Source organism: Streptomyces sp. LS-MS-L19 (genome assembly GCF_058382285.1).
In genome coordinates this window covers 5,234,492-5,259,921 of sequence record NZ_JBYCLL010000001.1, presented here as the reverse complement: position 1 = coordinate 5,259,921, position 25,430 = coordinate 5,234,492, and the positions used below count along the sequence as shown (strand labels likewise).

27 protein-coding genes and 1 pseudogene are annotated in these 25,430 nt (G+C 71.4%); 13 read left to right on the top strand and 15 right to left on the bottom strand.

Going from position 1 to position 25,430, the window contains the following annotated elements; translation table 11 throughout:
• Positions 1 to 27: 27 nt before the first annotated feature.
• Complete coding sequence (locus AC2XR2_RS23590; protein WP_491516217.1) at positions 28 to 531, bottom strand: signal peptide protein; 504 nt, start codon at positions 529 to 531, stop codon at positions 28 to 30.
• A 229-nt stretch (positions 532 to 760) separates the two neighbouring features.
• On the opposite strand from AC2XR2_RS23590, the gene AC2XR2_RS23585 reads away from it, so the two are divergent.
• Positions 761 to 3,622 (top strand): golvesin C-terminal-like domain-containing protein, encoded by a 2,862-nt coding sequence (locus tag AC2XR2_RS23585; protein WP_491516216.1) that lies wholly within the window; start codon positions 761 to 763, stop codon positions 3,620 to 3,622.
• Positions 3,623 to 3,856: 234 nt separating this feature from the next.
• Here the strand turns inward: AC2XR2_RS23585 and AC2XR2_RS23580 are convergent, their stop codons facing one another.
• Positions 3,857 to 4,471, bottom strand: coding sequence for a phosphoribosylanthranilate isomerase (locus AC2XR2_RS23580; protein WP_381303977.1), 615 nt, complete (start codon positions 4,469 to 4,471; stop codon positions 3,857 to 3,859).
• Positions 4,472 to 4,598: 127 nt separating this feature from the next.
• On the opposite strand from AC2XR2_RS23580, the gene AC2XR2_RS23575 reads away from it, so the two are divergent.
• A complete protein-coding gene (locus AC2XR2_RS23575; protein ID WP_491516215.1) occupies positions 4,599 to 6,170 on the top strand; it encodes a right-handed parallel beta-helix repeat-containing protein in 1,572 nt (523 codons plus the stop codon).
• A 54-nt stretch (positions 6,171 to 6,224) separates the two neighbouring features.
• Here AC2XR2_RS23575 and AC2XR2_RS23570 read toward each other — a convergent pair whose 3' ends face one another.
• Genes AC2XR2_RS23570 through AC2XR2_RS23560 form a run of 3 tightly spaced genes read right to left on the bottom strand, consistent with a single transcriptional unit; the run spans position 6,225 to position 8,196 of the window.
• On the bottom strand, positions 6,225 to 6,542 hold the full coding sequence (locus tag AC2XR2_RS23570) for an antibiotic biosynthesis monooxygenase family protein (RefSeq protein ID WP_491516214.1): 318 nt from the start codon (positions 6,540 to 6,542) through the stop codon (positions 6,225 to 6,227).
• Positions 6,543 to 6,577: 35 nt separating this feature from the next.
• On the bottom strand, positions 6,578 to 7,564 hold the full coding sequence (locus tag AC2XR2_RS23565) for a CU044_5270 family protein (protein ID WP_491516213.1): 987 nt from the start codon (positions 7,562 to 7,564) through the stop codon (positions 6,578 to 6,580).
• On the bottom strand, positions 7,561 to 8,196 hold the full coding sequence (locus AC2XR2_RS23560) for an RNA polymerase sigma factor (protein ID WP_381303969.1): 636 nt from the start codon (positions 8,194 to 8,196) through the stop codon (positions 7,561 to 7,563). Before AC2XR2_RS23560 ends, AC2XR2_RS23565 begins: the two co-directional genes overlap by 4 nt.
• 85 nt (positions 8,197 to 8,281) lie before the next feature.
• Here AC2XR2_RS23560 and AC2XR2_RS23555 point away from each other — a divergent pair, with 85 nt between their 5' ends.
• On the top strand, positions 8,282 to 8,629 hold the full coding sequence (locus tag AC2XR2_RS23555; RefSeq protein ID WP_381303967.1) for a hypothetical protein: 348 nt from the start codon (positions 8,282 to 8,284) through the stop codon (positions 8,627 to 8,629).
• Between the two features lie 129 nt (positions 8,630 to 8,758).
• Here the strand turns inward: AC2XR2_RS23555 and AC2XR2_RS23550 are convergent, their stop codons facing one another.
• From AC2XR2_RS23550 to AC2XR2_RS23540, 3 genes and pseudogenes are all read right to left on the bottom strand, one after another.
• A complete protein-coding gene (locus tag AC2XR2_RS23550; RefSeq protein WP_330265615.1) occupies positions 8,759 to 9,661 on the bottom strand; it encodes a CPBP family intramembrane glutamic endopeptidase in 903 nt (300 codons plus the stop codon).
• Positions 9,662 to 9,766: 105 nt separating this feature from the next.
• Complete coding sequence (locus tag AC2XR2_RS23545; RefSeq protein ID WP_381303965.1) at positions 9,767 to 10,426, bottom strand: response regulator transcription factor; 660 nt, start codon at positions 10,424 to 10,426, stop codon at positions 9,767 to 9,769.
• A gap of 67 nt (positions 10,427 to 10,493) precedes the next feature.
• Positions 10,494 to 11,698, bottom strand: a pseudogene (locus tag AC2XR2_RS23540) (sensor histidine kinase).
• Positions 11,699 to 11,899: 201 nt separating this feature from the next.
• On the opposite strand from AC2XR2_RS23540, the gene AC2XR2_RS23535 reads away from it, so the two are divergent.
• Entirely contained in the window at positions 11,900 to 12,058 is a 159-nt protein-coding gene (locus tag AC2XR2_RS23535; RefSeq protein ID WP_020134337.1) for a hypothetical protein, read from the top strand.
• Between the two features lie 23 nt (positions 12,059 to 12,081).
• Here the strand turns inward: AC2XR2_RS23535 and AC2XR2_RS23530 are convergent, their stop codons facing one another.
• Together AC2XR2_RS23530 and AC2XR2_RS23525 are read right to left on the bottom strand one after the other, a co-directional pair.
• Positions 12,082 to 13,176: a sugar ABC transporter substrate-binding protein gene (locus AC2XR2_RS23530; RefSeq protein ID WP_381303961.1), complete on the bottom strand. Its 1,095-nt coding sequence runs from the start codon at positions 13,174 to 13,176 to the stop codon at positions 12,082 to 12,084.
• Positions 13,177 to 13,286: 110 nt separating this feature from the next.
• The gene (locus AC2XR2_RS23525; protein WP_491516212.1) at positions 13,287 to 13,937 is read right to left on the bottom strand and encodes a DUF4328 domain-containing protein; all 651 of its coding nucleotides are present in this window, start codon (positions 13,935 to 13,937) and stop codon (positions 13,287 to 13,289) included.
• A gap of 132 nt (positions 13,938 to 14,069) precedes the next feature.
• Here AC2XR2_RS23525 and AC2XR2_RS23520 point away from each other — a divergent pair, with 132 nt between their 5' ends.
• Together AC2XR2_RS23520 and AC2XR2_RS23515 are read left to right on the top strand one after the other, a co-directional pair.
• A complete protein-coding gene (locus AC2XR2_RS23520) occupies positions 14,070 to 14,849 on the top strand; it encodes a class I SAM-dependent methyltransferase (protein WP_491516211.1) in 780 nt (259 codons plus the stop codon).
• 79 nt (positions 14,850 to 14,928) lie between these two features.
• Positions 14,929 to 15,300, top strand: a complete 372-nt coding sequence (locus AC2XR2_RS23515) for a DUF6479 family protein (protein ID WP_330265620.1) — start codon at positions 14,929 to 14,931, stop codon at positions 15,298 to 15,300.
• Positions 15,301 to 15,373: 73 nt separating this feature from the next.
• On the opposite strand, the gene AC2XR2_RS23510 is transcribed toward AC2XR2_RS23515, so the two are convergent.
• Positions 15,374 to 15,859 carry a DUF7144 family membrane protein gene (locus AC2XR2_RS23510; protein WP_330265621.1) on the bottom strand — a complete coding sequence of 162 codons (486 nt, stop codon included), beginning with the start codon at positions 15,857 to 15,859 and terminating at the stop codon, positions 15,374 to 15,376.
• Between the two features lie 184 nt (positions 15,860 to 16,043).
• Here AC2XR2_RS23510 and AC2XR2_RS23505 point away from each other — a divergent pair, with 184 nt between their 5' ends.
• Entirely contained in the window at positions 16,044 to 16,502 is a 459-nt protein-coding gene (locus AC2XR2_RS23505) for a hypothetical protein (RefSeq protein WP_491516210.1), read from the top strand.
• Between the two features lie 32 nt (positions 16,503 to 16,534).
• Here the strand turns inward: AC2XR2_RS23505 and AC2XR2_RS23500 are convergent, their stop codons facing one another.
• Positions 16,535 to 17,209, bottom strand: a complete 675-nt coding sequence (locus AC2XR2_RS23500) for a DUF6445 family protein (RefSeq protein WP_449353403.1) — start codon at positions 17,207 to 17,209, stop codon at positions 16,535 to 16,537.
• A gap of 200 nt (positions 17,210 to 17,409) precedes the next feature.
• On the opposite strand from AC2XR2_RS23500, the gene AC2XR2_RS23495 reads away from it, so the two are divergent.
• Entirely contained in the window at positions 17,410 to 18,174 is a 765-nt protein-coding gene (locus tag AC2XR2_RS23495; protein ID WP_449353405.1) for a DUF4142 domain-containing protein, read from the top strand.
• 22 nt (positions 18,175 to 18,196) lie between these two features.
• Here AC2XR2_RS23495 and AC2XR2_RS23490 read toward each other — a convergent pair whose 3' ends face one another.
• Together AC2XR2_RS23490 and AC2XR2_RS23485 are read right to left on the bottom strand one after the other, a co-directional pair.
• Entirely contained in the window at positions 18,197 to 19,858 is a 1,662-nt protein-coding gene (locus AC2XR2_RS23490) for a glycoside hydrolase family 13 protein (protein WP_491516209.1), read from the bottom strand.
• A gap of 21 nt (positions 19,859 to 19,879) precedes the next feature.
• Entirely contained in the window at positions 19,880 to 20,056 is a 177-nt protein-coding gene (locus tag AC2XR2_RS23485) for a hypothetical protein (protein ID WP_449348798.1), read from the bottom strand.
• 91 nt (positions 20,057 to 20,147) lie between these two features.
• Between AC2XR2_RS23485 and AC2XR2_RS23480 the strand changes: the two genes are divergently transcribed.
• The gene (locus AC2XR2_RS23480; protein ID WP_449348797.1) at positions 20,148 to 21,092 is read left to right on the top strand and encodes an LAETG motif-containing sortase-dependent surface protein; all 945 of its coding nucleotides are present in this window, start codon (positions 20,148 to 20,150) and stop codon (positions 21,090 to 21,092) included.
• 85 nt (positions 21,093 to 21,177) lie between these two features.
• Here the strand turns inward: AC2XR2_RS23480 and AC2XR2_RS23475 are convergent, their stop codons facing one another.
• A complete protein-coding gene (locus tag AC2XR2_RS23475) occupies positions 21,178 to 21,753 on the bottom strand; it encodes a dihydrofolate reductase family protein (RefSeq protein WP_449348796.1) in 576 nt (191 codons plus the stop codon).
• Between the two features lie 111 nt (positions 21,754 to 21,864).
• Here AC2XR2_RS23475 and AC2XR2_RS23470 point away from each other — a divergent pair, with 111 nt between their 5' ends.
• The 4 genes from AC2XR2_RS23470 to AC2XR2_RS23455 all read left to right on the top strand — a co-directional run bounded on the left by AC2XR2_RS23470 (position 21,865) and on the right by AC2XR2_RS23455 (position 25,418).
• Positions 21,865 to 22,113 (top strand): DUF8825 domain-containing protein, encoded by a 249-nt coding sequence (locus AC2XR2_RS23470; protein WP_449348795.1) that lies wholly within the window; start codon positions 21,865 to 21,867, stop codon positions 22,111 to 22,113.
• 44 nt (positions 22,114 to 22,157) lie between these two features.
• Entirely contained in the window at positions 22,158 to 22,376 is a 219-nt protein-coding gene (locus AC2XR2_RS23465) for a hypothetical protein (RefSeq protein ID WP_381303943.1), read from the top strand.
• Positions 22,377 to 22,407: 31 nt separating this feature from the next.
• Positions 22,408 to 22,851: a PH domain-containing protein gene (locus tag AC2XR2_RS23460; protein WP_491516208.1), complete on the top strand. Its 444-nt coding sequence runs from the start codon at positions 22,408 to 22,410 to the stop codon at positions 22,849 to 22,851.
• A 326-nt stretch (positions 22,852 to 23,177) separates the two neighbouring features.
• Positions 23,178 to 25,418 (top strand): RICIN domain-containing protein, encoded by a 2,241-nt coding sequence (locus AC2XR2_RS23455; protein ID WP_491516207.1) that lies wholly within the window; start codon positions 23,178 to 23,180, stop codon positions 25,416 to 25,418.
• The last annotated feature ends 12 nt before the right edge of the window (positions 25,419 to 25,430 follow it).

Below are 25,430 nucleotides of genomic sequence, written 5' to 3'. Positions count from 1 at the left end.
GGCCCTCTCCTGTTCCGGCGCGCGGGTTCAGTACAGCGCGATCCTGGGCTGCACGGTGCCCTGCGCGTCCGCGTCGACCACCGTGATCCGGTAGACCTGCGTCAGCTTCTCGCCCGGGTGGAGCGTGCGCTGCGCGGTCGTCAGGTCGGTGAAGAGGGTGCCGGTCTGGCTCGCGGTCGGCACGGGACGCCAGCAGCCGTGCGCGGTGCGCTGCTCGACCACGAGGTCCTCGGGCGTCAGGAACGGTCCCGCGTCCGGCGACTCGACGAGGAGCTGCGGGGCGACGGTCCGGTCCGACGGGGTGTCGTTGCGGTAGGTGACGGTGACGTCGTGCGGCGCGCCGTCGGCCACGAGGGGCGTGGCGGCCAGGTCAACGAAGTCGACGGGTACGGCGGGCTGCTGGGCCTGGACGGACTCGGCGGCCCTGGCCGGGGCGGCCGGGGTGGCCGCGGCGGCGGGGCCGGCGACGGCCAGACCGGCGAGGGCCACGGCCCCGGCCACGAGAGCCACTTTGAGACGAATGCTGTTCATGTCCCAAGGAGACGTCGACGAAAGGAAAATCGTTGGTCGATTCCCGTGGATATTTCGTGGATACCGCTCGGTAGACCATCCACAGCGCCCATTCCGGCCAGAGCGGACTGGTAGCTTCCGCGGCACCGGCCTGGGGGAACGCCGTTGCCGGTAACCGACCTTCACAAATGAATCCAGGCGGAATTCCTTGCGTACCACTCGTGAATATCCAGGAGGGCGGCACCGCTGGGTGCCGAAAAGCCGACGCGGGCGAATACTCGCGTCCTCCGGCCTGTCCGTGGTGGCCCTGGCCCTCGTCGCCCCTCTCGCGTCCGCGGCCCTGACCGACCCCTCGACCCCGGCCCCGACCCCGACGGACCGCGTCACCGACACCTCGCAACTCCCGTCCGGCTGGCAGAAGTCCGGCGACCGGATCGTCACCTACGACGGTGACGGCACCGGACTGCACGTCCTGGTCGCCGACGCGGCCGACGCCTACCGGTGGCACACCGCGGCCACCCTGTCCGAGCCGGGCATCGACACCGACCAGTGGATCGGCCAGACCTGTGTGACCGGCTCCGGCGACCGTGCCGTCGTGGTCTACGCGCCCCGGCAGGCCGTCAACGACCAACAGGGCTTCCAGCAGGGCGCGTTCGCGGCGGTGGTCGACCTTGCCGACGGCAAGGTGACCAAGCTGCCCGAACTGGTCTCGCTCGCCTACTTCAACCCCGGCTGCGGCGACGGCGAACAGGCCGTCCTGACCCGGCCCCAGGGCGACGACACCGAACTGCTCACCGTGGACACCGCGCGGGCGAAGCTGGTGCGGCAGCAGACCGTGGCCGGTCAGCTGACCTCGGCCGTGCCCTTCGAGGGCGGCATCGCGGCGGCCGCCGGCGGCTCGGTCGTCACGGTGAACGCCAAGGGCGGCACCAGCACCCTCGCCAGGACCGGCGGTACGCCGTTCCGGCTGGTGCCCGACGCGCACAGCGGGCTCGCCTACCAGGTGCCCGACGGCAAGCGGGTACAGGTCCGCCGCGTCACCTCGGCGGGCGCCGACAAGCTCCTCGGCTCCGGCGCGCTGGGCTCCCTCGCGGTGCACGGCAACGGCGGCCGGGTCTTCGTGACCGGCAGCTCCGCCGAGAACGCCGTGAAGTCGCTCCCGAAGAGCTGGCGCACCCTGGACGTGCCGGCCTCCGCCGAGGTCTCCACCACCGGCACGCTCGCGCTGACCTCCGTCGGCAACGGCACCGAGGCCGCCGGCGGCAGGAAGGCCGCCGCGGACGTCGCCCAGTCCGTCGGCATCGACGCGGTGCTGCCCGGCAGCGACAGCAGCGTCGGCTTCACGGTGAAGCCGAAGACGTCCCAGCAGGGCGCCGAGCAGTCCCCGGCCCTCTCCGACGGCGTGCACACCGACAGCGTCGACCCGAAGAGCGCCGACGACGACCCGGCGACCTCCACCACCGACCCCGACCGCGCCTGCGCCGTCACCCGCAACGACCCGACGCTCCAGTCGCTCCAGCCCTCGACCGCGCAGGTCGAGTGGGCGACCGACCTCGCCGTGCAGGGCAGGCTCGACGTGCGCCGGCGCAGCGGCTGGAACGGCAGCGAGCTCCCGTCGTACACCCCGCAGGGCCTGTTCCCGTCCACCCCGCTCAAGGGCGGCGGCCGGGTGCCCGCGCAGGTCATGCTCGGGGTGCTCTCCCAGGAGTCCAACCTGCTCCAGGCCAGCTCCCGGGCTGCGGCCGGAGAGAGCAGCAACTTCATCCAGGGCGGTTACTACGGCAACGCCGGCAGCGTCCACACCGTCAACTGGGCGGCGGCGGACTGCGGTTACGGCATCGCGCAGGTGACCAGCGGCATGGCCGAGGCGGACACCACGTACACCGCCGAGCAGCAGCAGGCGATCACCGTGGACTACGCGGCCAACATCGCGGCGGGGCTCCAGATCCTCCAGGACAAGTGGAACCAGCTCCACGACAGGGGCCTGCTCGTCAACGGCGGCGACCCGCGGTACCTGGAGAACTGGTGGCTCGCGCTGTGGGCCTACAACAGCGGTCTCAACCTGCCCAGTTCGACCGACGCGAGCGCCCCGTGGGGCCTCGGCTGGTTCAACAACCCGGCCAACGGCCTCTACCCGGCCGACCGCAAGATGTTCCTGTCGTCCGGCTACGACGACGCCCGCAACCCCAACCTGTGGACCTACCCGGAGCGGGTGCTCGGCTGGGCGGCCTACTCCCAGCAGAAGACGGACCCGGCGACCGGGGCGACCGTCAGGGCCTTCACCGTCGGCGACTGGCCCTCAGGGGCGCCGGCCGCGGAGCCCGCGCACGACACGTTCTGCAAGCCCGCGGTCAACGACTGCGACATCACCAAGCCGCGCAAGGTCGAGGGCTCCAGCCAGCCCGAGGGGCCGTGCCAGCGGGACGACTTCATGTGCTGGTGGCACGAGCCGGTGAGCTGGACGGACTGCACGGCGACCTGCGGCACGGAGGTGCTGAAGTACGCCGTGTCCGACCCCGAGCCGAAGGTCGCGGCCCCTCACCCGGCCGCCTGCTCCTCCACGCTCCCGGCGAACGCCCTGATCGTGGACGACGTGCCGAACACGGTGAAGTTCCGGGTCGGCTCCGCCAACCCCTGCGCGGGCGAGCGGAACTGGACCAGCCGGGGCTCGCTGACCTTCACGTTCGGGTCGGCGCAGCAGAACGGGGCGACCGTGTATCCCTCGAAGATCGACTTCCATCAGCTGGGGGCGGGCTTCGGCGGGCACTTCTGGCTGACGCACACGCGGGTGCCGTCGTACACCGACTCGGTGGTCACGGGTACCTGGACGCCGGACCGCAAGGTGGTCGGGTCGGCGGAGGTGATGGTGCACCTGCCGGACCACGAGGCGAACACGCCGTCGGCGACGTACCGCATCGACCTGGGTGACGGGACGGTCGTGGAGAAGACGATCTCGCAGGACACGGGTGGGAAGAACGCCTGGGTGTCGCTGGGCTCGTACGCGTTCAAGGGCACGCCGAAGGTGTCACTGAGCTCGGCGACGGCCGACGGGACGGGGGATGCGTCGATCGCCTGGGACGCGGTGGCTTTCGTACCCGTTAAGGGGAAGTAGTGCCACGCCGGGTCGTCTGCCGTCTGCCGCGCCGTCGTGGCTTGTCGCGCAGTTCCCCGCGCCCCTGACAGCCGTACCTGAGCGCCCGTCGCCAGTCCACCCGACTGACGGCGGGCGTTCCCGTGCTCGCACTCCTGGGCGCGTAGAAGCCGACGACAGCGGCACTCCCCCAGGGGCGCGGGGAACTGCGCGACCAGCCCCCACTCAGCCGCACCCGTCCCCCGGGAGGGGGACTCACCCCAAAGCCACCCCCGCCCGCGCCGCCTCCACGAACGCCGTGATCAGGGTCGGGTCCTTGACACCGCGGCTCGCTTCCACCCCGCTGGAGACGTCGACGCCCCAGGGGCGGGTGACGTCCACGGCCTCGCGGACGTTCTCCGGGGTCAGGCCGCCGGCCAGGAGCCACTTCTCGCCCGCGCCCGCGACCTGCTTCCTCGACCAGTCCCACGCGATGCCGGAGCCCGGCACCGGGGCGTCCAGGAGGAGCATGTCCTCGCCGAACTCCCCGCAGCGCGGCACCGAGTCGCCGAAGGCGGCCGCGCGGATCAGGGTCCAGCCGCCCGGCGCCAGGGCGGCGTAGTAGTCGCGGTCCTCGGGGCCGTGCAGCTGGACGGCCCCGATGCCCGACTCGGCGGCCACGGAGCGCACGTACTCCAGGGGCTCGCGGCGGAACACACCCACCGTCAGGACGCTCTCGGGGATCCTGGCGACCAACCGCGCGGCCGTCGCGGGGTCGATGCGGCGAGGGCTGTCGGAGAACACGAACCCGATCGCGTCGGCACCGGCCTCGACGGCCGTGTCGACGTCCTGCTCGGTCCTCAGGCCGCAGATCTTCACGAAGAGCGTCATGCCGCCCACCGTATCCAATTCGTATGTGTGAACAATGATCACATACATAACCGTTGACGCGACCATGGCAAGCGCTTACCGTCCGAAGAATACGTGCCCCCGTCACCACACACCATGGAGACGAACGATGCGCCTGAGACCCCTCATCACCTCCGTCGGCCTCCTCGCCGGCACGCTCGTCGCACTGTCCGGCACCACCGCGCAAGCAGCCACCACCCGCTACGAAGCCGAGAGCTCCCCCGCCATCTGCACCGGAGCCGTAGAGACCGAGTACGCCGGCTACTCCGGCAGCGGTTTCTGCAACGGCACCAACGCCACCGGCGCCTACGCCCAGTTCACCGTGTCCGCACCCGCAACGGGCACGGCGACCCTGAGCGTCCGCTTCGCCAACGGCACCACCACGGCCCGCGCCGCGGACATCATCGTGAACGGCTCGACGGTCTCCTCGGCGTCCTTCGAGTCCACCGGCACCTGGACCGGCTGGACCACCAAGACGTTCACCGTCCCCGTGACCGCGGGCAGCAACACGGTCCGGCTCAACCCGACCACCGCGAACGGCCTGCCCAACGTCGACTACCTGGACGCCGAGACCTCCGGCACCACGACCCCGCCGCCGTCCGGCAGCACCCTGTACGTGTCACCGACCGGCACCGACGGCGCGGCCGGCACCGTGACCGCGCCCACCACACTCACCTCCGCGATCAGCCGCATCACCGCCGGCGGGACCATCTACATGCGGGGAGGGACGTACGCCTACTCCTCCACGGTGACCATCCCGGCCGGCCAAAACGGCACCTCCGGCGCCCGCACCACGCTCTCCTCCTACCCGGGCGAGACTCCGGTGCTCAACTTCTCGGCGCAGACCGAGAGTTCCACCAACCGCGGCCTCCAGCTCAACGCCGACTACTGGAAGATCTACGGCCTGGTCGTGGAGCGTGCCGGGGACAACGGCATCTACATCGGCGGCAGCAACAACGTCGTCGAGCGCACGGTGACCCGCTTCAACCGGGACACCGGGCTCCAGCTCGGCCGGATCGCCTCCTCCACGCCCGCGAGCCAGTGGCCGGCGAACAACCTGATCCTGAGCGCCGAGTCGCACGACAACGCCGACTCCGACGGTGAGGACGCGGACGGCTTCGCCGCGAAGCTCACCACCGGCACCGGCAATGTCTTCCGGTACGCCGTCTCGCACAACAACATCGACGACGGCTGGGACCTCTACACCAAGACCGACACCGGCGCGATCGGCCCGGTGACCATCGAGTACTCGCTGTCCTACGGCAACGGCACGCTCAGCGACGGCTCCCAGGCCGGCAACGGCGACCGCAACGGCTACAAGCTCGGCGGCGACGACATCGCGGTCAACCACGTCGTCCAGCACTCGATCGCCTACCGCAACGGCCACCACGGGTTCACGTACAACAGCAACCCCGGCTCGATGACCATCACGAGCAACGTCTCCGTCGCCAACACCGAGCGCAACTTCAACTTCGAGAAGGGCACCTCGGTCTTCCGCTCCAACACCTCGTGCGACAGCGGCGGGAACGACCGGTACGTCGGGAACGCGGACAGCTCCAACCAGTTCTGGGCCGGCACCAACGGCTCCCGCTGCTCCACCTATGCGGGCGCGCTCGGCTGGTCCTTCGCCTCGAACGGCAGCCTGGTGGTGACCTTCGGCGGCAAGCAGGTCACGCTGTAGAGCACAGAGAGGGGTCCCGGGCACAAGAGCCCGGGACCCCCTTCGCTCACCCGACTACTTGGGCTCAGCCTGCTGGACGACCTCGAAGCTCCACAGCGTCGACCCGGAGGCGGCGGGCCTGGGGCGCTCGCCCTCGCCGCCGCCCCCGTGCGAGGCCTGCGACATCCCGGTCATCCACTTCTGGAACGACTCCTCGTCCCGCCACCGCGTGTAGACGAGGTAGGTGTCGGTGCCCTCGACGGGCCGCAGCAGCTCGAACCACTCGAAGCCGTCCGAGTTCTCGACGGTCCCCGCGCGGGCGGCGAACCGCTTCTCCAGCGTCTCGCGCTGCTCCTCGGGGACCGTGAGTACGTTGATCTTGACGATGCTCATGCCGCAATTGTGCTGCAAGCGGCATCAGGGGGACGTCAGCGGGCGGCGGCCCGTGCGGGCACCTCGCCCTTCCTGTCGACCACCGCGGTCTCCAGCACGGCACTGGTGCCGGCCAGCGTCTCGGTCGTGATCCCGCGCTCCGGGTCGGTGATGTAGAAGCGGGAGCCGAGCAGGGCCAGCGTCCTCTTGTCGAAGATCCACTCGTCGCGGGTCGCGAAACCGGTGTCGTCGAGGGTGATGGCGATGCCGTGCCGGCCGGTCGCGTCGACGGCGTCCGGGATGACCCGCACCCCGGGGAGCTTCGCGGCCGCCCGGTAGAACGCGGCGGCGTTGGCGGGCGGCATGACCGTGCCGCTGATCAGATCGCCGATCAGCGAGAACACCGCCTGGTCCGTCGACTCGCCCTCGACGGGCCTGGCCTCCTCGCGGAGCCGGGCGAGCAGGGCGTCGGGGTCGGTGGGCAGGGAGGCGAGCCAGCGGTAGGTGGGGCGGCCGGCGCCCGGCGGCACCGGCTCGGTGGCGTCGACGGGGATGAGCTGCCCCGGCATGACCGCGTCCTTGCCGCTGGACCTGAGCCACCCGGTGATCCGCAGCCGGCCGGAGTCCTGGGCGGTCCAGCGTTCCTCGGTGTGCAGCGCGCCGAGCTTGACCGGCCCGGTGAAGGTCCCGGTGTTCGAGCGCTCCAGCGACCGCACGTACACGAACTGGTCGTCCCGCACCCGGATCGTGTCGCTCGCCATCGCGGCCGTGGCGATGCGGTTGAGGGTGGCGGAAGCACCGGAGGTCCCGGCGGCGGGGGTGTGCCCACCGGTCGTGACCGTGGTGAACAGGACTCCCGCCAGGGCCGCCGAGACCAGCGGGACCAGCACGGCCGGCCGCGCGAACCGGCGTCGTACGGAAGGCTGTTCGGCGCGCTGGGTGTCGTGATCGATCTGCTGCATCAGTACGTCCTTGAAGTGACGGTGACGCTCCGGCGGGAGGTCCCACTCCGCCGTGGCCAGACGGTCCTCGGCCTCGCTCATCGGGTCTCCTCCTTCAGGAACAGGGCCGCGAGCGCGGCCTCACTCTCCATCCCTCCGTGGGCGGTGCGGGGTTCCGCCTCCGCCTCCGCGCTGAGCCGGGCGAGCCGGGCGCGGGCCCGTGACAGCCGGGACCGCACGGTGCCGACGGGCACGCCCAGGGCCTCGGCGGCCTGCCGGTAGTCGAGGCCGGCCGACACGCACAGCGCGAACACCTCACGGTCCTGCCGCTTGAGCCGCCCCAACGCCGCGTGCACCAGGGCGAGTCGGCGGGCGTCGTCGATCCGGCCCGCGGTCTCCTCCGCGAAGTCCTCGACGGGCCGCGGCTCCGGGCTGCGGGCCAGGAAGGCGAGCCGCCGCCGCAGCCCCCGGTTGGCGTTGTACGCCTTGTGCGTGGCGATCCCGAGCAGCCAGGGCTTGAGCGAGCCCCCTTCCGGGTCCACCGTCTCCCGGGTCCGCCAGGCGGCGAGAAACGTCTCCGACATGGCCTCCTCGGCCTCCGCCCAGTTCCCGGTCAGCCGCAGGGCATGGTTGTAGACGGCCCGCGCGTACAGGTCGTACAACTCCCCGAAGGCCGCCCGGTCGCCGTCCCGGATCCGCGCGCGTGACGGCTCCACCGCCGCTGTTTCCCTCACACCCGTAACGCTCCGCTCCCCTGGGCCGAGTTCCTGTGCAGTGGATCACATGACGTGCCCCGTGGAGCACCTACGCTGCGGTGTCATGGAACAACGCGAGGTCATGCAGAACGTCGTCGGCATCCTCACCGAGGCGCTGGAGATGCGGCGGCAGGTCCGTGAACACCCCGGCCGGCAGGCTTCGTTGACCGGCGCCGTCTCCGCGCTGCTCGTGGAGACGCTGCCGGAGATCCATCTTCCCGCCGACGCGAGCGGCCACGCGGCCGCGGACGCCGTGGTCGAGGAGCTCGGGCCCGCCATCGCGAGCATCGCCAACTGCTTCGCCTTCGCCTTCGTCCAGCTGGCCGAGGTGCACGACGAGGGCCGCACCGACATCTCCGCCGCGGACGTCCTGCGGCGCATCTCGCTCCAGTTCGCGAGCCAGACCGACTGAAATTCCCGGGCCGGAACGACATCCGGGCCGCCGCGAGCGACGAATACGGCCCCGGGGATGCACCGGAACGGGCTCCCGGAGCGACGAGGGAGGCGCCGGGAGCCCGTTCGTGCGGTCCGTGGGTGCGGGTCACCGCCGGGGCAGCCCGAGGCGTCCCCGAGTCGCGGCCAGCAGGACAAGGGCCGCGCCCGTCGCCGCGAGCAGCAGGGCCCGCGCGGCGTCGTGCTCGGACAGCGAGGGGAACATGTCCGTCCAGGCGATCGAGAGGTAGTTGTTGACGCCGGTGTGCAGCAGCATGACCAGCGGCATGCTCTCGCCGGACCGGTTGAACACCCACGTCATGACGAAGCTGAAGGCGATCGTCATCGCGACGAACTGCGCCGGCACCGTCCAGGACACGTGCGGTCCGCCGCCCCACTCGGTCAGGAACAGCGGCAGGTGCCAGCAGCCCCACAGCACGCCGACGACGAGGGTCGCGGTCAGGGGGCCGTAGCGGCGCTGCATCCGCGGCATGGCGAACTCCCGCCAGCCCGGCTCCTCCGCGAGACCCGTGGTGATCATCTGGACGAGCAGTCCGGGCAGATAGGCGGCGAGGATCATCGCGGACGGCAGCGCGGGGCCACGGCCCGCCAGCACGGTGGAGGCGAGGGTCAGGGCGGCCGGTACCGAGAGCAGCACCACCAGGTACCAGCGCCAACTCACCTTGAACCGCAGCATCCGGCCCCGCCAGGTCCGCAGGCCCGCGCGTCCTTCCGTGACCGCGGTGACGAGGAGCGCCGAGGCGATCGGGCCGAGGTAGGCGCCGGGCAGGACGCCGGTGAGCTGGCTGCCGGCGCGGCCGCCGGGGAAGGTGAACTGCCAGACGTCGAGGCCGTTGCGGGACAGGACGTACGGTGTCCAGGCGGCCCAGCTCAGGGCGAAGGCCAGGGTGAAGAACCAGGTCAGGGGGTTGCGGCGGATGCTTCCGCGCAGCCCTGCGGGCTCGTGCGGGACCGGTCGGGTCTCGGTGCTGACGGGGGCGTGGACGCTCACCGCGGATCCCTTCCAAGGGGGCTGATGTGATGCCTCCAGCACACCAGCGCGGCGCCCCCGGATCATTGCCGCGCACGCCCCGACTCCCGGTACAGCAGGCTGTACTCAGCGGGTCCGGCGCGCGTCCTCCAGGTACCGCAGCACCGCCGCCACCCGCCGGTCCACCTGGTCGGTGGGCGCCAGGTCGAGCTTCGCGAAGATGCTGCGGATGTGCTTGTGCACGGCCCCGTCGGTCACGAACAGCCGTTCCGCGATGGCGCTGTTGCCCAGTCCCTCGGCCATCAGGGCGAGTACGTCCTTCTCGCGCGGGCTGAGCCGTTCCAGCCGGGCGTCCTGGTGGGAGCGGGTGAACAGCTGGGCGACGACCTCGGGGTCGATGGCGGTGCCGCCGGACGCGACCCGGTGCAGCGCGTCGAGGAACTCCTCGACCCGGCCGACCCGTTCCTTGAGCAGATAGCCCAGTCCGCCGACGCCACCGGTCAGCAGCTCGGTGGCGAAGCTCTGCTCGACATAGGCGGAGAGCACCAGGACGGCGAGGTCGGGCCTGCGCCGCCGGGCCTCGACGGCCGCGCGGACCCCTTCGTCGGTGTGCGTGGGCGGCATCCGTACGTCGAGGATGGCCACGTCCGGCTTGTGGGTGTCGACGGCGTCGAGCGCGCCGTCGGCGGTACCGGCCGTGGCGACGACGTCCAGTCCCTCGGCGCGCAGCAGCAGGGCGAGGCCCTCCCGCAGCAGGGCGTCGTCCTCGGCGATCACGATCCGCATGACGGGTCCACCTCCAGAGTCCCAGGGGCGCCCGGCGAGGCGCCCTCGCACACGGCCCTGCGGCCGCTCACGCACCGCACGGCAGCTCCACCTCCACCACCGTCGGACCGCCGGCCGGGCTGGTCAGCCGGAGGCTGCCGTCGTGCGCGACCACCCGGCGCCGGATGCCGGTGAGGCCGGAGCCGCCGTGCTCGTCGGCGCCGCCCCGGCCGTCGTCCGTGACGCGCAGCAGCAACCGCGGGCCCGGGGCGCGGACCGTGACGGTGGCCCGGGACGCGCCGCTGTGCTTGGCGATGTTGGTCAGCGCCTCGGCGACGGCGAAGTACGCGGTCGCCTCGACGGAGGCCGCGCACCGCCGCGCCACCTCCACGTCGACCGTGCACGGCACCGCGCTCTCGGCGGCGAGCCCGGTGAGCGCCCCCGCGAGTCCCCGGTCCGCGAGCACCGGCGGCAGGATGGAGCGGGAGACGGTCCGCAGTTCGGCCAGTGCCTGTTCGGCGGCGGACTGGGCGCGCTCCAGGAGTTCGTCGGCGCCCGCCGGATCGCGGGCGACCATGCGGCGGGCCGCCCCGAGCAGCACGGTCACCGTGACGATCCGGTTCTGGGTGCCGTCGTGCAACGACCGCTCGATGCGCCGCAGTTCGGTGGCGTGGGCGTCGAGCGCGGCAGCCCGGGTGGCGGTCAGCTCGGCGACCCGCAGGGAGAGGTCGGCGTCGGGACCGGCCGACAGGAGCGCCGGCGTCCCGGGCCGGCCTGGAGGCGGGCGAGGGCGGGGGTGAGTCCCAGGATGATGGCGATCCAGCCGACGCCGAGCAGGCCCACGGCGAGGGCGTCCGGCCAGGAGTGCGCGACGCCGATCCCGATGGACGTGGCGGTCGCGTCGGTGGGGGCGAGCGGCCAGTACAGCGGGAAGGCGGTGTCCCGTACGGCGAGCAGCGGCAGCAGGAAGCCGAGCATGCCCAGCGGCAGCCCGAGGGCCAGGTGCCGCAGCAGCCAGCGGAGTTCGCGCCGGGTGGTGGGGTCGGTGAGGGCGGCCCGCAGCCGCGCGGGCGGCCGGGGCGGGGCGACGACCTCGGGGCCCCAGCGGGCGAGCCGGGCGCGTTCCATGTCCGCCAGGGCGTGCAGCACCCGCACCCCGCCGGGCAGCGCCAGCCACAGCAGCGCGAACGGCGCGAGGGCGGCCGTACCGAGTCCGGAGACCAGTTGGCCGAGCGCGGCGGCCGCGGTCGTCGCGGTGCCCACGACCAGGCCCTTGAGATCGGCGGTGGTCATCGGAACCCCCTCTGGCCGGAGGACAACGACCCTAGGCGGAAGGGGGGTTCACCGCACCGCCGGGAGCCGGAAAGTACAGCCTGCTGTACCCCGGACCGGGCGGCGGGCGGGATCGGCCGGACGGGGTGCCGGCTCGTAGCGTCGTGGGCACCGACCACCCGGTCGTCGGCACCGACGACCACCGAGTCCCTGGAGTACCCCGTGAACCTCGTCCTGTGGCCCCTGCTCGTCCTCAGCGTGCTCGGCAACGCGATCGCGTCCTTCACCCCCGCCGACACCGCGGTGCACCTGGCCTTCGGCACGGTCACCGCGCTGACGGCGACCGCGCTCGTCGTACGGCGGGTGCGTACCGGTCCCTGAGGCTCTCGGTAACCGGCGGGCGACTACGTGAGCCCGATCTCCGCACAGTCCGCCGCGTACTGGGCGGTGCAGATCTGCTGGACGGTGTAGACGCCGTCCTTGACGACCGTCTGCTCGATGTTGTCCTTGGTCAGGGCGACCACCGGGACCAGCAGCGAGGGGATGTCGTCCTGGGTGGGGCTGTTCACCTTGTCGCGGATCAGCGCGTCGAACTGCAGGTCACGGCCCTGGATCTTGTAGACCGCGATCTGCGCCGCGTTGGTCGCCTCCAGCAGGAACGACTTGTACACGGTCATGTACTGCTCGCCCGACACCACCCGCTGCACGGCGGCGAGGGTGGCGTCCTGCCCGGTCACCGGCGGGATCCTGGTCGCCCCCGACTCCTTGAGCTCGTCGATGACCGCGCCCGCCATGTCGTCGTTGGCCGAGTACACGGCGGCGATGTTGTTCAGGCCGACGGAGGCGATCGCCGCCTTCATGTTGGCCTTGGCGACCGAGGGCAGCCACTCGCGGGTGTCGTACTGCTTGGCGATGACGACCTTGCCGTCGAGCTCGCTGTGCGCGCCCTTCTCGAACAGGGCGGTGTTGGGGTCGGCGGGCGAGCCGTTCATCATGACGATCTTGCTGGTCTCGGCCTTGTCACCGAGCGCCTCGACGATGGACCGGCCCTGCACCTCGCCGACGAGTTCGTTGTCGTGCGAGACGTACGCGTCGATCGGGCCCTGGGCGAGCCGGTCGTAGGCGATGACGGGGATGCCCGCGTCCTTCGCCTTCTGGACGGACGGCTCGATCGCCGCGGCGTCGACCGCGTCCACCAGGATCACGTCCACCTTGTCGTCGACCATCTTCTGGAACTGCTCGCCCTGCCGCTTCGCGCTCGCCCCGGCGTTGGCGTAACTGACCTTGCCCTTGCCGTGGGTGAGGGTCGCCACCTCCTTCTTGATGAGGGGGTAGTCGAACCGGTCGAAACGGCTGGTGTCCCGGTCGGGCAGCAGCAGTCCCAGGGTGATGTCGTCGCCCTTCTTGGGGCTCACCGCGGTGTCACTGCTGCCGACTCCGCAGGAGCTGAGCAGAAGGGCCGACACGCAGACGGCCATGACGGAGGGGACGGTACGCATGGCGATCCTGGGGGTGGGGGGCTGTCACGTAGCCGCAACAGTAAGTGCCCCCTACCCGGATCAAACGGCCTGCCGCTTTCCTTCAAGGGATCACCACTCGGCGTCCGCAACTAGTCGCCGATGTGCACAAGTTGCCTGTCGGTGAGGGTGCGCACCATGAGGATCCCGGCGACGGCCGCGCCGACCATGGCGAGGTCGCCGACCAGCAGACCGGTCACACTCTGGTAGGCGCGGGCGATGATCTCGTCGGTGCTGTCGTCGTACGTCAGCCCGAGACCGCTGACCAGGCCGACCAGCCACAGCGCCCACCACACGTTCACGACGGCGGGCAGCTTGTGGCCCGGGGCGCTGCGGTGGTGGATGTCGGCGACTATGCCGCGCGGGAACCACAGGTTGACGATCGGCACGACCCAGGAGGCGTAGACCCAGATCCCGGCGTAGCGCGGCGGCTCACCGGACAGGGCGCGCGCGTTGTCCCGCATCCGCCACAGCCAGCCGATGAACACGGCCGCGCACAGCACCACGAGGACATCGCCGGCCGCGCTGACCAGGTGGTACGAGTTCTCCAGCGCGTTCAGCGGCCGGTGCCGGCCCTCGCCCTGGTCCGGCGGACCGGAGGCGGGCTCCCCCGCCACGGCGAGCCGGACGTGCCACACGGCCCGCAGCGCCCAGGCGGCACCGGCGAGCCCGAGCCCGGCGACGGCGAGCCGGGCGGAGCCGCGCGCGGGGCGCAGGGCGGGCCGGACGGCGTTCTCACTCATGTGGTCCCCCAGGAAGAAGATCGGTTCGCCCCCTCATCGTCGCGAACCCCGTGAACGGTTCACGCGGATGTTCTCGGCGGGGCCGGTGCGGAAGTCGAGAAGAATTCCGGCCGGGCGAGGATCGTGGGGGCCATGGACGAGCAGCGATACGACGTGTGGGCCTCCGGCGCCGCCTACGACCGCTACATGGGCCGCTGGAGCAGGTCGGTCGCGCGGGAGTTCACGGCCTGGCTGGGCCGTCCCCAGGGGGCGCGCTGGCTGGACGTGGGCTGCGGCACGGGGGTGCTGTCGTCGGTGGTGCGGGAGCGCTGCCGGCCCGGCCGGGTGGTGGGCTGCGACCGCTCCGCCGACTTCGTCCGTACGGCCCGGTCGGCGGTCGTGGCGGACGCGCGGGCGCTGCCGTTCCCGGCCGGCGCCTTCGACGTGGCCGTCAGCGGGCTCACCCTGAACTTCGTACCGGAACCCGCCGGGGCGGTCGCCGAGATGGTCCGCGTGGTCGGGCCGGACGGCGGTGTGGTGGCCGCATACGTGTGGGACTACGCGGAACGCATGGGCCTGCTGCGCCGCTTCTGGGACACGGCGGCCGAACTCGACCCGGCCGCGGCGGAGTTGGACGAGGGACGCCGGTTCCCCGACTGCCGTCCCCAGCCGCTGCACGACCTGTGGACGGGCGCGGGACTGGTCGACGTGCTGGTCCGTGCGATCGAGGTCCCCACCGTCTTCGCCGACTTCGCCGACCTGTGGGGCCCCTTCCTGGCCGGCCAGGGCCCGGCACCGGGCTACGTCGGCGCGCTCGCCCCCACCGCGCGGGACGACCTGAGAGAGGCCCTGCGTACGGCGGTCCCGACCGCCCCCGACGGCTCGATCTCACTCTGGGCGCGGGCGTGGGCGGTGCGGGGGAGGACGGGGTGAGGTGCGGGGGAGGACCGGGTAAGGGGACGAGCCGTGTCCGGGGGCTGTCGGATCGGTTCATTTCGGCGATAATCGGACTATGAGTACGGCGACCTTTGTACTGGCGGCCACGTCGAGCGAGGTGCTCAACGTCGTCGCCGCCTTTGCCGGTGGCCTGTTCATCGCCGGTGCACTGGTGTGGGCGGTGCAGTTCGGCATGCGGGTCCAGGACCGCGAACTGCCGCGGCCACGTGTGGAGGATCATCCCCACCTCCCGGAGACGGGACCGATCCGCGAGCTCCGGGAGATGCGGGAACCGGACGAGCTGTCGGACGTCACGGACGGGCAGGAACGGCTGATGCCCTACCAGCTCCACCCCTCATCAACCAGACGAGGAAAGGACCAGCACCGCAAACGCTGGCTCCCCGGCTCCAGCGGCGGCTTCGGCAGCGGCGGCCTCGGCCACGTGTGACGAGGTCGGCCAGGCTGCCGTCACCCCGGCCAGGCCCGGCCGGGGTGATCGGCCGGGCCCCACCACCTCCCGGTCAGCTGCGCATCGCCGGGCGGTACACCGCGAGGGCCCAGATGACGAAGAAGTCGATGCCGATCATGATGACCGACCAGACCGGGGCGTAGGGCAGGAAGAGGAACTGGGCGATCATGCTCAGCGAGGCCAGGAAGATACCGGTCATCCGGGCCCAGGACGCGCCCCGGAGGATGAACGCGCCGGTGACCGCGGCGAGCGCGCCCAGGCAGAGCAGGATCACGCCCCACCCGGTGAGGCTGACCTTGTAGACGTAGTCACCGACCCGGGCCCAGACGTTGTCCTCGGCGAGCAGGGAGATGCCCTGGAAGATCGCCAGGACGCCGTTCATCAGCATCAGCACACCGGCGAAGACGACCCCGCCGGAGGCCCAGGCGGCCTCGGTGGGCGTGAACCCGGGGGCCGGTGCCGAGGTCGGGGACATGCCGGCGGACGCGTGCTGCCTCTCGCCGGCGGGCGGCTGGGTGGCGTGCGGTTGCTGTGTCATGGCCGTGTTCCACCTTTCGTGGTCGATGTGCTTCGACCATCCGGCGCAGCACGGGCGGCCACCACGGGGGTGGGCCATCCGGGTGACCCCGGGCGTGCGGCCGTACGACCGCGGCCCTTCACTGGAGGAACGGCACCCCTGCGAGGAACGGCACCCCTGCGAGGGGCGGCACCCTGGAGGCGAGATGACCCGCTGGACGACCGCCGCGCTGCTGGCCGCCCTGGCCCTGACCGGCCTCACCGCCTGCTCCGACGAGGACAGCCCCTCCGCCGTGGCGAGCAAGGTCGCCTCGGCGGCCTCCCGCGCCGGGGACGCGGTGGCGTCGGCCACGGCGGAGGCGGGCCGGCGCTTCGACGACATCAAGAACGGCGTCGACGCCAGGGACGACGTACGGCTCGCCACCCCCACGACCGCCTCCGACGGCCGTACGACCGTGCGGATCACCGCGACCAACGGCGCCGACTCGGCGAAGTCCTTCACCGTGCAGGTCGACTTCACCGGCCAGGACGGCAAGCTCCTGGACGTGGCCGTGGTGACGCTGTCCGACGTCCCGGCGGGCGGCACCGGCAACGGAACCGCCCGCAGCACGCACGACCTGTCGGGGAAGGTCACGGCGAAGGTGTCGCGAGCGGTCCGCTACTAGGGCCGTTTCTGGAGCCCTTGCCGAGAGGCCCGTCACGCCATCCAGAAGAAGACCGCCGTCATCCGCTTCTCCGCGAGCGTCGTGCCGTGGTAACCGGTCGCGCTGTGCACGAGGTTGGCGTTGTACAGCAGCAGCCGGTTGTACTTGTGCGGCACCCGGACATCCTCCTCGAAGGCGTCCGGCGCGACGAACCGCGTGCCGAGCGCCTCGACGAGGTTGTTGTGCGGGGCCTGCACGACGTTGCCGCCGAGCCGCCCGCCGGGCATGGACTGCCGGTAGAAGCTGGTGCCGCAGTCCTTCGGGACGCCGGGGTTGAGGTACAGCACGGCGGCGTACCGGCACAGCGCCCGGGAGTCGGTGTGCGGCCGGGGCTCGCTCTCCCCCTCCCCCACCACCTGGACGCAGTTGTGGTTGAGGGTGCCCCCGCCGGGCGCCCGCTGCACCCACAGCCTCGACGCCCCCGTGGCCTTCCGCACCAGCCCCTCCACCCGTGCCAGCTCGGCCGGTTCGAGCCCCGGCATGGTCCGCAGCCCGGGCCAGGTCTCCGAGGTGTACGGATGTCCCTTCACCCAGTCGTCCTTCGCGAGACACCGTTCCCGTACGGCGTCGACGTCCGGGAGCACGTCGTCGATCACCCAGTAGTCGCGGCCCTTGGTGGGCTTGCGGTAGGGGAGGACGGGCAGCGACCGCTGTTGTGGCATGGACATGCAGCGAATCTAGGTGCGGGGCCCGTCAGGTCTCTCCCGCGATTTGCCCCGGACTTCCCCGTGAACCGGTCAACGAACGGTCAACCGGTGAAGGGCCGATGAACACCGGCGCCCCCGCGTCCGTACTCCTGTGCGTCCGGCCCGCCACCCGCGGGCACCCCGACCGGGCAGGAGGCACGGTGCCACTCTCGCGCAACGCGATGGGAACGCTGTTCGTAGGCGGAGCCCTCACACTGACCCTGGGCGCGCTCGCGTACCCGTCCATGCTGGGTGTCAGCCAGGCGGCCACCGCACAGGACAGAATCATCGCGCAGACGCAGTGGGGTCCGCTGACCGAGCTGGACCGGGACTTCGTCGTCAAGGTGCGCGCGGCGGGTCTGTGGGAGTACCCGCTGGGCGAGGTCGCCCTCCAGAAGGGGACGACCCCGGAGGTGAAGGAGGCCGGCCGGCACCTCATCGACGGCCACGCGGCCCTGGACGCGGCCTGCCGCAAGATCGCGCCGATGCTCAACATCACCATCCCGAACGTGGCGAGCCCGCAGCAGGTCGGCTTCGTGAACACGATCGAGTCGAGCAACGGCCAGCAGTTCGACACGAACTTCGCCAACATCCTGCGGGTGACGCACGGTTCGATCTTCAACACGATCTCGAAGGTCCGCTCCACCACCAAGAACTCACTGGTGCGGTCGCTGGCCGACATGGCCAACGACACGGTGCTCGACCACATGACGGTCATGGAGAAGACCGGCTTCGTCAACTTCGACCAGGCCCTGTTCATGCAGACCACCCCGCCGAAGCTGCCCGACACCGACCTGACCCCGCCGGCCCCGCAGCCCGGCGCGCCGATGGTCGTGCTGACCCCGCCGCCGAACCCGACGTCCACCCCGCTCGCGGTCCCCGGCGAGAACGCGAACGGCGGGGCCACCCCGGCCGCGGGCGCGAGCCCGTCGCCGACGATCGGCTAGGGCCGGGGGTCCCAGGCCTGTCTCAGCCCAGCCAGACCGTCGTGTCCGGTCCCAGCAGCCCGTTCTCCAGCGGGCCGCTGGTGAGCAGCACCTCCCCGTCCGGGAGCGGGAGGGCTCTCTCCGAGAGATTGGTGACGCACCGCCAGCCCTCGTGCCGGACGAAGTCCAGCACGTCGGCCGGGCCGTTCTCCGTCCAGGTCAGCTCCTCCCCCTGGAGGAGCTTGCGGCGCAGCCGCAGGGCGGTGCGGTAGAGCTCCAGCGTGGAGCCCTCCGTGCCGTCCTGGGCCTCGACGGCGTACCGCGCGAACCACTGCGGCTGCGGCAACCAGGCACCGCCCGCCCCGAAGCCGTACGACGGCCCCGTCGTCGTCCAGGGCAGCGGCACCCGGCATCCGTCGCGCCCCTTGCGCACCCGTCCGGTCTGCTCCCAGATCGGGTCCTGGAGCACCTCGAAGGGCAGGTCGGCGACCTCGGGCAGCCCGAGTTCCTCGCCCTGGTAGACGTACGACGATCCCGGCAGCGCCAGCATCAGCAGCGTGGCCGCGCGAGCGCGCCGCAGCCCCCTGTCGAGGTCGATCGCGGGTGCCCGGCCGCCGGCCAGCAGCCAGGCGTTCTCGTCGGTGCCGGGCGGCAGCACCAGGCGGGAGGCGTGCCGTACGACGTCGTGGTTGGAGAGCACCCAGGTCGCCGAGGCGTGCGCCGCGCGGGCGGTGGCGAGGGAGTCGGTGATGACCTGGCGCAGTTCGCCGGCGTCCCATCCCGTCTGGAGGTACTCGAAGTTGAAGGCCTGGCCGAGTTCGTCGGCGCGGGCGTACAGGGCGCGGCGGGCGCCCGGCACCCAGGCCTCGGCGACGGCCGTGCGGGGCGGGGTGTAGGAGTCGAGGATCGTGCGCCAGTCGCGGTAGATCTCGTGGACCTCGTCCCGGTCCCAGTAGGGATGGCTGCCCGGCGGCAGGTGGTCCAGCGCCTCCTCCGCGACGCCGGGCAGGTCGCCGAGGTCGCGCAGCGGCTCGGTCAGGTCCTTGACCAGCGCGTGCGCCACGTCCACCCGGAAGCCGTCGACCCCGCGGTCCGACCAGAACCGCAGGGTGGTGCGGAAGTCCTCGCGGACCTCGGGGTTCGACCAGTCGAGGTCGGGCTGCTCGGGGGCGAACAGATGCAGGTACCACTGCCCGTCCGGCACCCGCCGCCAGGCGCTGCCGCCGAAGACGGACTGCCAGTCGGTGGGCGGGAGTTCGCCGTGCGCGCCACGGCCGTCCCGGAAGACGTACCGCGCGCGGGCGGCGGAGCCGGGGCCGGCGGCGAGGGCCTCCTGGAACCATGCGTGCTGGTGGGAGGTGTGGTTCGGGACAAGATCGACGATCACTTTCAGACCGAGCCGGTGGGCCTCGGCGACCAGGGCGTCGAAGTCGTCGAGGGTGCCCAGGCGCGGGTCGACGTCCCGGTAGTCGGCGACGTCGTAGCCGCCGTCGGCGAGTTCGGAGGGGTAGAAGGGGCTCAGCCACAGGGCGTCGGCGCCGAGGGCGGCCAGGTGTCCGAGGCGTTCGGTGACGCCCCTGAGGTCCCCGAGGCCGTCACCGTCGGCGTCGGCGAAGCTGCGGGGGTAGACCTGGTAGACGACGGCCTGTCGCCACCAGTTCGGGTCCTTGCCGGAGAGGTCGGGCGTGGTGGTGCGGGGGGTCACGCGGGCTCCTCTGCAGTGCGTTCATTCCGTGCGGGCGACGAATTCCACGGGGGCGACAAAGGGGATATCTGTCCACCTCACCGGAAAATCAACCCGGGCTTTTGCGGAGTAGATCATTCCTGGTGTGTCGAAATTGTGATGGCCGCTGAACACACCTTGCATCACCGCAGGTTGACAGCATTCCGCCAGGAGATCCACGATGTGCAAACACCGTGGCGCATGTGACCAATGGGCCCAGTGTTTCTGATGCTTCCTGTGATCATTTCACTCTCATCCTGACGGGATCTGTATGTCCATAGCGAGACGTGTCACCGTTCGGCGCCTGCTGGGGACGGGCGCCGCGACGCTCGCCTTCTCCGCTGCCCTCGCCTCCGTCGCCTCGGCCTCCGACTGCCCCGGCGGCAAGGGCTGGGGAGACGGCGGCCACTACAAGCCGGGTACGGGCGCCGGCTCGAAGACCGAGACCGACCGCTGCGAGTTCTCCCTCGACGGCAAGAACTTCTTCGCCTCCGTCAAGGTCGACGACCAGAACCTCAAGCCGGGCGACGACGGCAAGGTCCACGTCAAGGTGCGCGCCGCGGGCGACGCCACCACGTGCACCGCCTCCCTCGCGTCCTACCTCGCGCACGGCCCGACGTTCGCCACCTCCGGCGAGCAGGTCTTCCACGACTTCGACACCGTGACCGTCAAGGCCGGTGCCGTGGACACCCTCGACGTCGCGATCCCCGACGCGGGCTGCTACGGCCAGGTCGACCTGTACCGCGGCAACACGAAGTTCGACGGCAAGCTCGACGCCAACGACGGCTTCACGCACGGCGACCTCCCCAAGGGCCCGGACCACCCGGTCATCAAGGACAAGCTGATCGCGGCCTGGAACGGCGGCACGAAGGACTGCACGACCACGCAGACCACGCCTCCGGCGACCCCGCCGGCCTCGGAGACCACTCCGCCGGCCTCGGAGTCGACCCCGCCGGCGTCCGAGTCCACCCCGCCGGCCTCCGAGAGCACGCCTCCCGCCTCGGAGACCCCGGGCACGAGCACCCCGACCCCGTCGGCCTCGGAGTCCACGTCGACCCCGGGTGCGCCCACCCCGAACGGTGGCGGCGGCGACAACCTCGCCGAGACCGGCGCCAGCAGCAACACGCCGCTGATCGCGGGCGGTGCGGCGGTGCTGCTCGCGGGTGGCGCGGGCATCGTCCTGGCGACGCGTCGCCGTAAGGCCTCGCGCGCCTGACGCAGTTCCTGAAGGCAAGGTCCGCAAGGGGCCGTCCCGCCGTTCACGGTGGGGCGGCCCCTTGTGCGTGCTCCGTGCCCGGTCCTCAGTGCAGGGTGGGACGGTAGACGAGCTCCTGGATGTGACCGTCGAGGGTCCGGTGCTCCAGCAGCTCCAGGTCGAAGTCGGCGGCGCCCCCGAAGACGGGTCCCAGGCCGGTCCGCCCGGTGATGACGGGGAACACCGTCACCTGCACCCGGTCGACCAGTCCCGCGGCCATCAGCGCCCGGTTCATCGCCAGGCTGCCGTGGGAGCGCAGCGGCACGTCGGACTCCTTCTTGAGCCGGGCGACCACGTCGACGGCGTCACCGGCGACGAGCGTCGCGTCCGGCCAGTCGAGGGGGCCCTCCAGCGTCCTGGACACGACCGTCGCCGGCAGGTTCCGCATCCGGGTCACCCAGGGATCGCGCACATCGCTGTCCTCGGTGCTCTCGGCCAGCATCCGGGCGAAGGCCCGGTAGGTCGCGGCCCCGAAGACCATCCGCTGCTCCTCGGAGTACTGGGCGAGGCGGTGGTCGAGCAGTTCGGGCCCCTGCTTGCCCCAGTACCCGGCCCAGTCGCCACCGGCGTGGCTGAACCCGTCGAGGCTGGAGAACACGTCGAAGGTGTAGGCGGCGGTCATGTCGGTCTCCTTGAGGTCGGTTGCCTGCACAGACCCCTCGCGCGCCCGGAACTCATCGCCACCCGGCTCCCGGGATGGCCCGCAAAATCGAACACATGATTGAATCCGGTCATGCGATCGTTCCCCGACGACCTCGCCCGGGCACAGCGGGAGTGGAGCGCCACGTACCGGCGGCTCGCCGAGCACCCCCACCGCACCGAGCTGCGCCGACGCCTGTACCGCCTGTCGACCGAGCTGTTCTTCCACCCCCACTGGCAGCACCGGCGCCCGCGCCCGGCCGAGTGGTGGGAACTCCGTACCCTGGGCCGGCCGGACCGCACACAGGACGCGACCGACCGACTCGACCGGCCGGGCCGATGACGGACCGAAGTGCGGGACCGTACACCGCGGACGATCCTGAAGACATGTCCGGCCCGATCCGAGTGATCGTCCACCCGCCGTCCCCCAGCGGCGGCCGCCGCGTACGCGTGGACGGAGAGATCCTGGGCCTCGCCCACAACCTGACCGACGTGGCCGAGTTCCTCCGCCGGGCGGGACTGGAGATCGACGCGGCGGAGGTGGCGGTGTCGAGCTGGATCGACTGGCGCGGGGTGGGACCGGACCGGTGGGGCCCGGAGGGGTGAGACAGGCACCCTGCGGGTGGATCATTCCCCCGTGGACGAAACGCGCGACGGTGTCATCGGCGTGTGGCGGGTCAGTCGATCCGGCCGCCTCATGGGCTACCTGCCGGCAGCCGCCCCGGCGGCCGGGGCGCTCTCCACATGGCCGGACGCCCTCACCCACCCGTCCGCCCAGTCGGCACGCACCGCGGCGATCGCCACCGCCGTCGCCCTCGCCTTCGGCCTCTTCGCCTGGTGGGGGCTCCTGCGCGTACGCCTGGAACTCAGGACGGACGAGATCCTCATGGTGAACCCCTGGGGCACCCAGCGCCTGCCGTGGTCCCGCGTCGCGGCGGTGAGCCTGGGCAACTGGGGCGCGCGGTTCCACACCACGGACGGGTTCGTGTTCACGGCGTACGCCCTGAGCGACCTGGCCGGAGGCACACGGCAGGACGACCGCTTCGCCGAGCTGCGACGGCTGGCCGAAACCCGGTTGTGACGAAGTGACCGAAAACTATTGACGTCCCTCCTCCGACTGCGTACATATGACTGCGCAGACATGACTGCGCGGTCAGATCATCGCCGCGAGAACCCACCGAAGCCCCGAGCACGACCACCGGACCCCGTCTGCCGACATCCCCCACGAAAAGACGAGGTCGAACGACTTCGCCACCCTCCGGTGGCGAAGGACCGCCAGGACGACGGCGGTCCACCCTCCGGCCGAACCCGCCCGCACGACGGCGCGAGCACCTGCGCACCCACCGCAGACCCCCCGCGCACCGTCCGCCGGGCCTCGGCCCGACCGTGAGCAGGACGAGCATGCACGTGAGAAGCAGGCTGAAGAAGTTCGGCGCGGCGCTGGCCGCAGTCAGCGCCGTCATCCTGTCCCTCCTCGCCGCGCCGCCGGCCGGCGCCTACTCCCCGACCCCCGGAACCGTCTACCAACTCCCCTCGAACCAGGCGTGCCTGAAGGGCCGGGGGAACTGCGCCATCTACCCGAAGGCCGCGCAACTGCCGGGCGGTCAGCTGGTCGCCTCGTTCGAGCTGGCGACGGTCCCCGCGTCCGGTTCCGCGGCCGGCGAGACGCTGCCGGTGTACCGCAGCACCGACGACGGCACGAGCTGGCAGCTGGTCTCGCAGGTCAAGGCCCCGGCCTACCTGTCGAGCGACCCGCAGTACGCGAAGTACACCAGCGCCTGGACGAACCCCTACCTGTACGTCCTGCCCCGGACCGTCGGCTCGCTGTCGGCGGGCACGCTGGTGATGGCCGCGGTGGTGTCCGGCGACGACTCCTACTACCTCGAGCACAAGGCGGCCGACCCCAACTGGACCCCCTCCGGTGACGGCGACCGCAGGGACCTGGCGATCGCGCTCTACTCCAGCACCGACCAGGGCACCACGTGGGGCTTCCGCAACATCATCACCGGCGGCGGCTGGCAGGGCGGCAGCGCCGGCAACATCGGCACCAACGTGTCCAACGCCAACACCACCCACCAGGTCGACCCGGTCTGGGAGCCGTACCTGATGGTCTACAACGGCCAGTTGGTGGCGTACTACTCCGACGAGAACGACTTCACGGCGTACGACAGCGGCACCGGCGCACTGACCACGGACCCCGCCAACGACACGGCCACGGACTCGCAGGGGCAGATCATCGCCCACCGGACCTGGGACGGGTCCGGCGCGGCCTGGAGCAGCCCCGTGGTGGACGTGACCGGGACGACCGTCACCATGGGCGGCGGCAAGACGGAGATCGGCGGCGGCCGGCCGGGCATGGCGAACGTCGTCCCGACCTCCGACGGCAAGTGGATGCTCACCTACGAGTACTGGGGCGGCGGCGACAACGTCCGCTACAAGGTGGCCTCGGACCCGCTGCACTTCTACTCGGTGGGCGGCACCGCCGGGACCGGTGTCTCGGGCCTCCCCGTCACCACCGGCTCCGCGGCCCCGGCACAGGGCGGCAGCCCGGTCCTCATCCGCACCCCCGACGGCCGCCTGCTCTACAACGCGGCCGGCAGCGGCAGCGTCTGGATGAACTCGAGCGGTACGAGCACCGGAACCTGGACCCAGTACCAGACCACCGTCCCCGGCGCCTACAGCCGCAACCTCACCTACGACGCCACCACCGGCCGTGTGGTGATCCTGGCCAACCAGGGCACCTCGACGATCATCAACGCCGACATCGACCTCGGTCACTCGCAAGGCACCTACTACCGGATCGTCAACAAGCTGACCGGCCAGGTCATCGGCACCCGCAACAACACCACCGACGCCAACATCGGCAACGCCGACAGCCCCGACGTACGCCTGGAGAACGCCGGTTCGGCGGCCAACGCCGAGACCCAGTACTGGCACATCACCACCAAGCCGAACGGCGTCACCCTGCTCAACCAGTCGGGCGGCCGGGCCGCGGAGATCTGGGGCAACAACGCGGTCGCCGGCGCGCAGATCGGCAGTTGGGTCGACAACACGGGCACGGCCCTGTGGACCATGGTCCAGCTCTCCGACGGCAATGTGCAGTTCCGGTCCACGGGCAACACGAGCCTCTACCTGACCGGCGCCTCGGCCGGCGCCAACCTCACGCTCCAGACCGCGACGGGCAACGGCTCCCAGGAATGGCAGCTCCAGGCGGTGAGCGGCGGGACCGTCGCCGGCACCGCGCGCGGCCTGACCAACGTCAACACGGGCACGTGCCTGGACGACTACCAGGGGAACACGGCCAACGGCGCGAGCGTGGACCTGTGGTCGTGCACCGGCAGCACGCTCCAGCAGTTCACCGTCACCGGCGTCGGCAACGGCCAGTACACCCTCAAGAACGTCAACTCCGGCACCTGCCTGGACGACTACCAGTCCGGCACGGCCAACGGAACGGCGGCCGACCTGTGGGCCTGCAACGGCGGCGCCAACCAGAACTGGTCCTTCATCCCCGTCAACGGAGGCAACTACGAGATCGTCAACCAGGCCACGGGCCTGTGCCTCGACGACCCCCAGTTCACCAAGACCAACGGTGTCCTCGTCGACCTGTGGACCTGCAACGGCGGCACCAACCAGCAGTGGCACTTCTGACCTGACCGCATG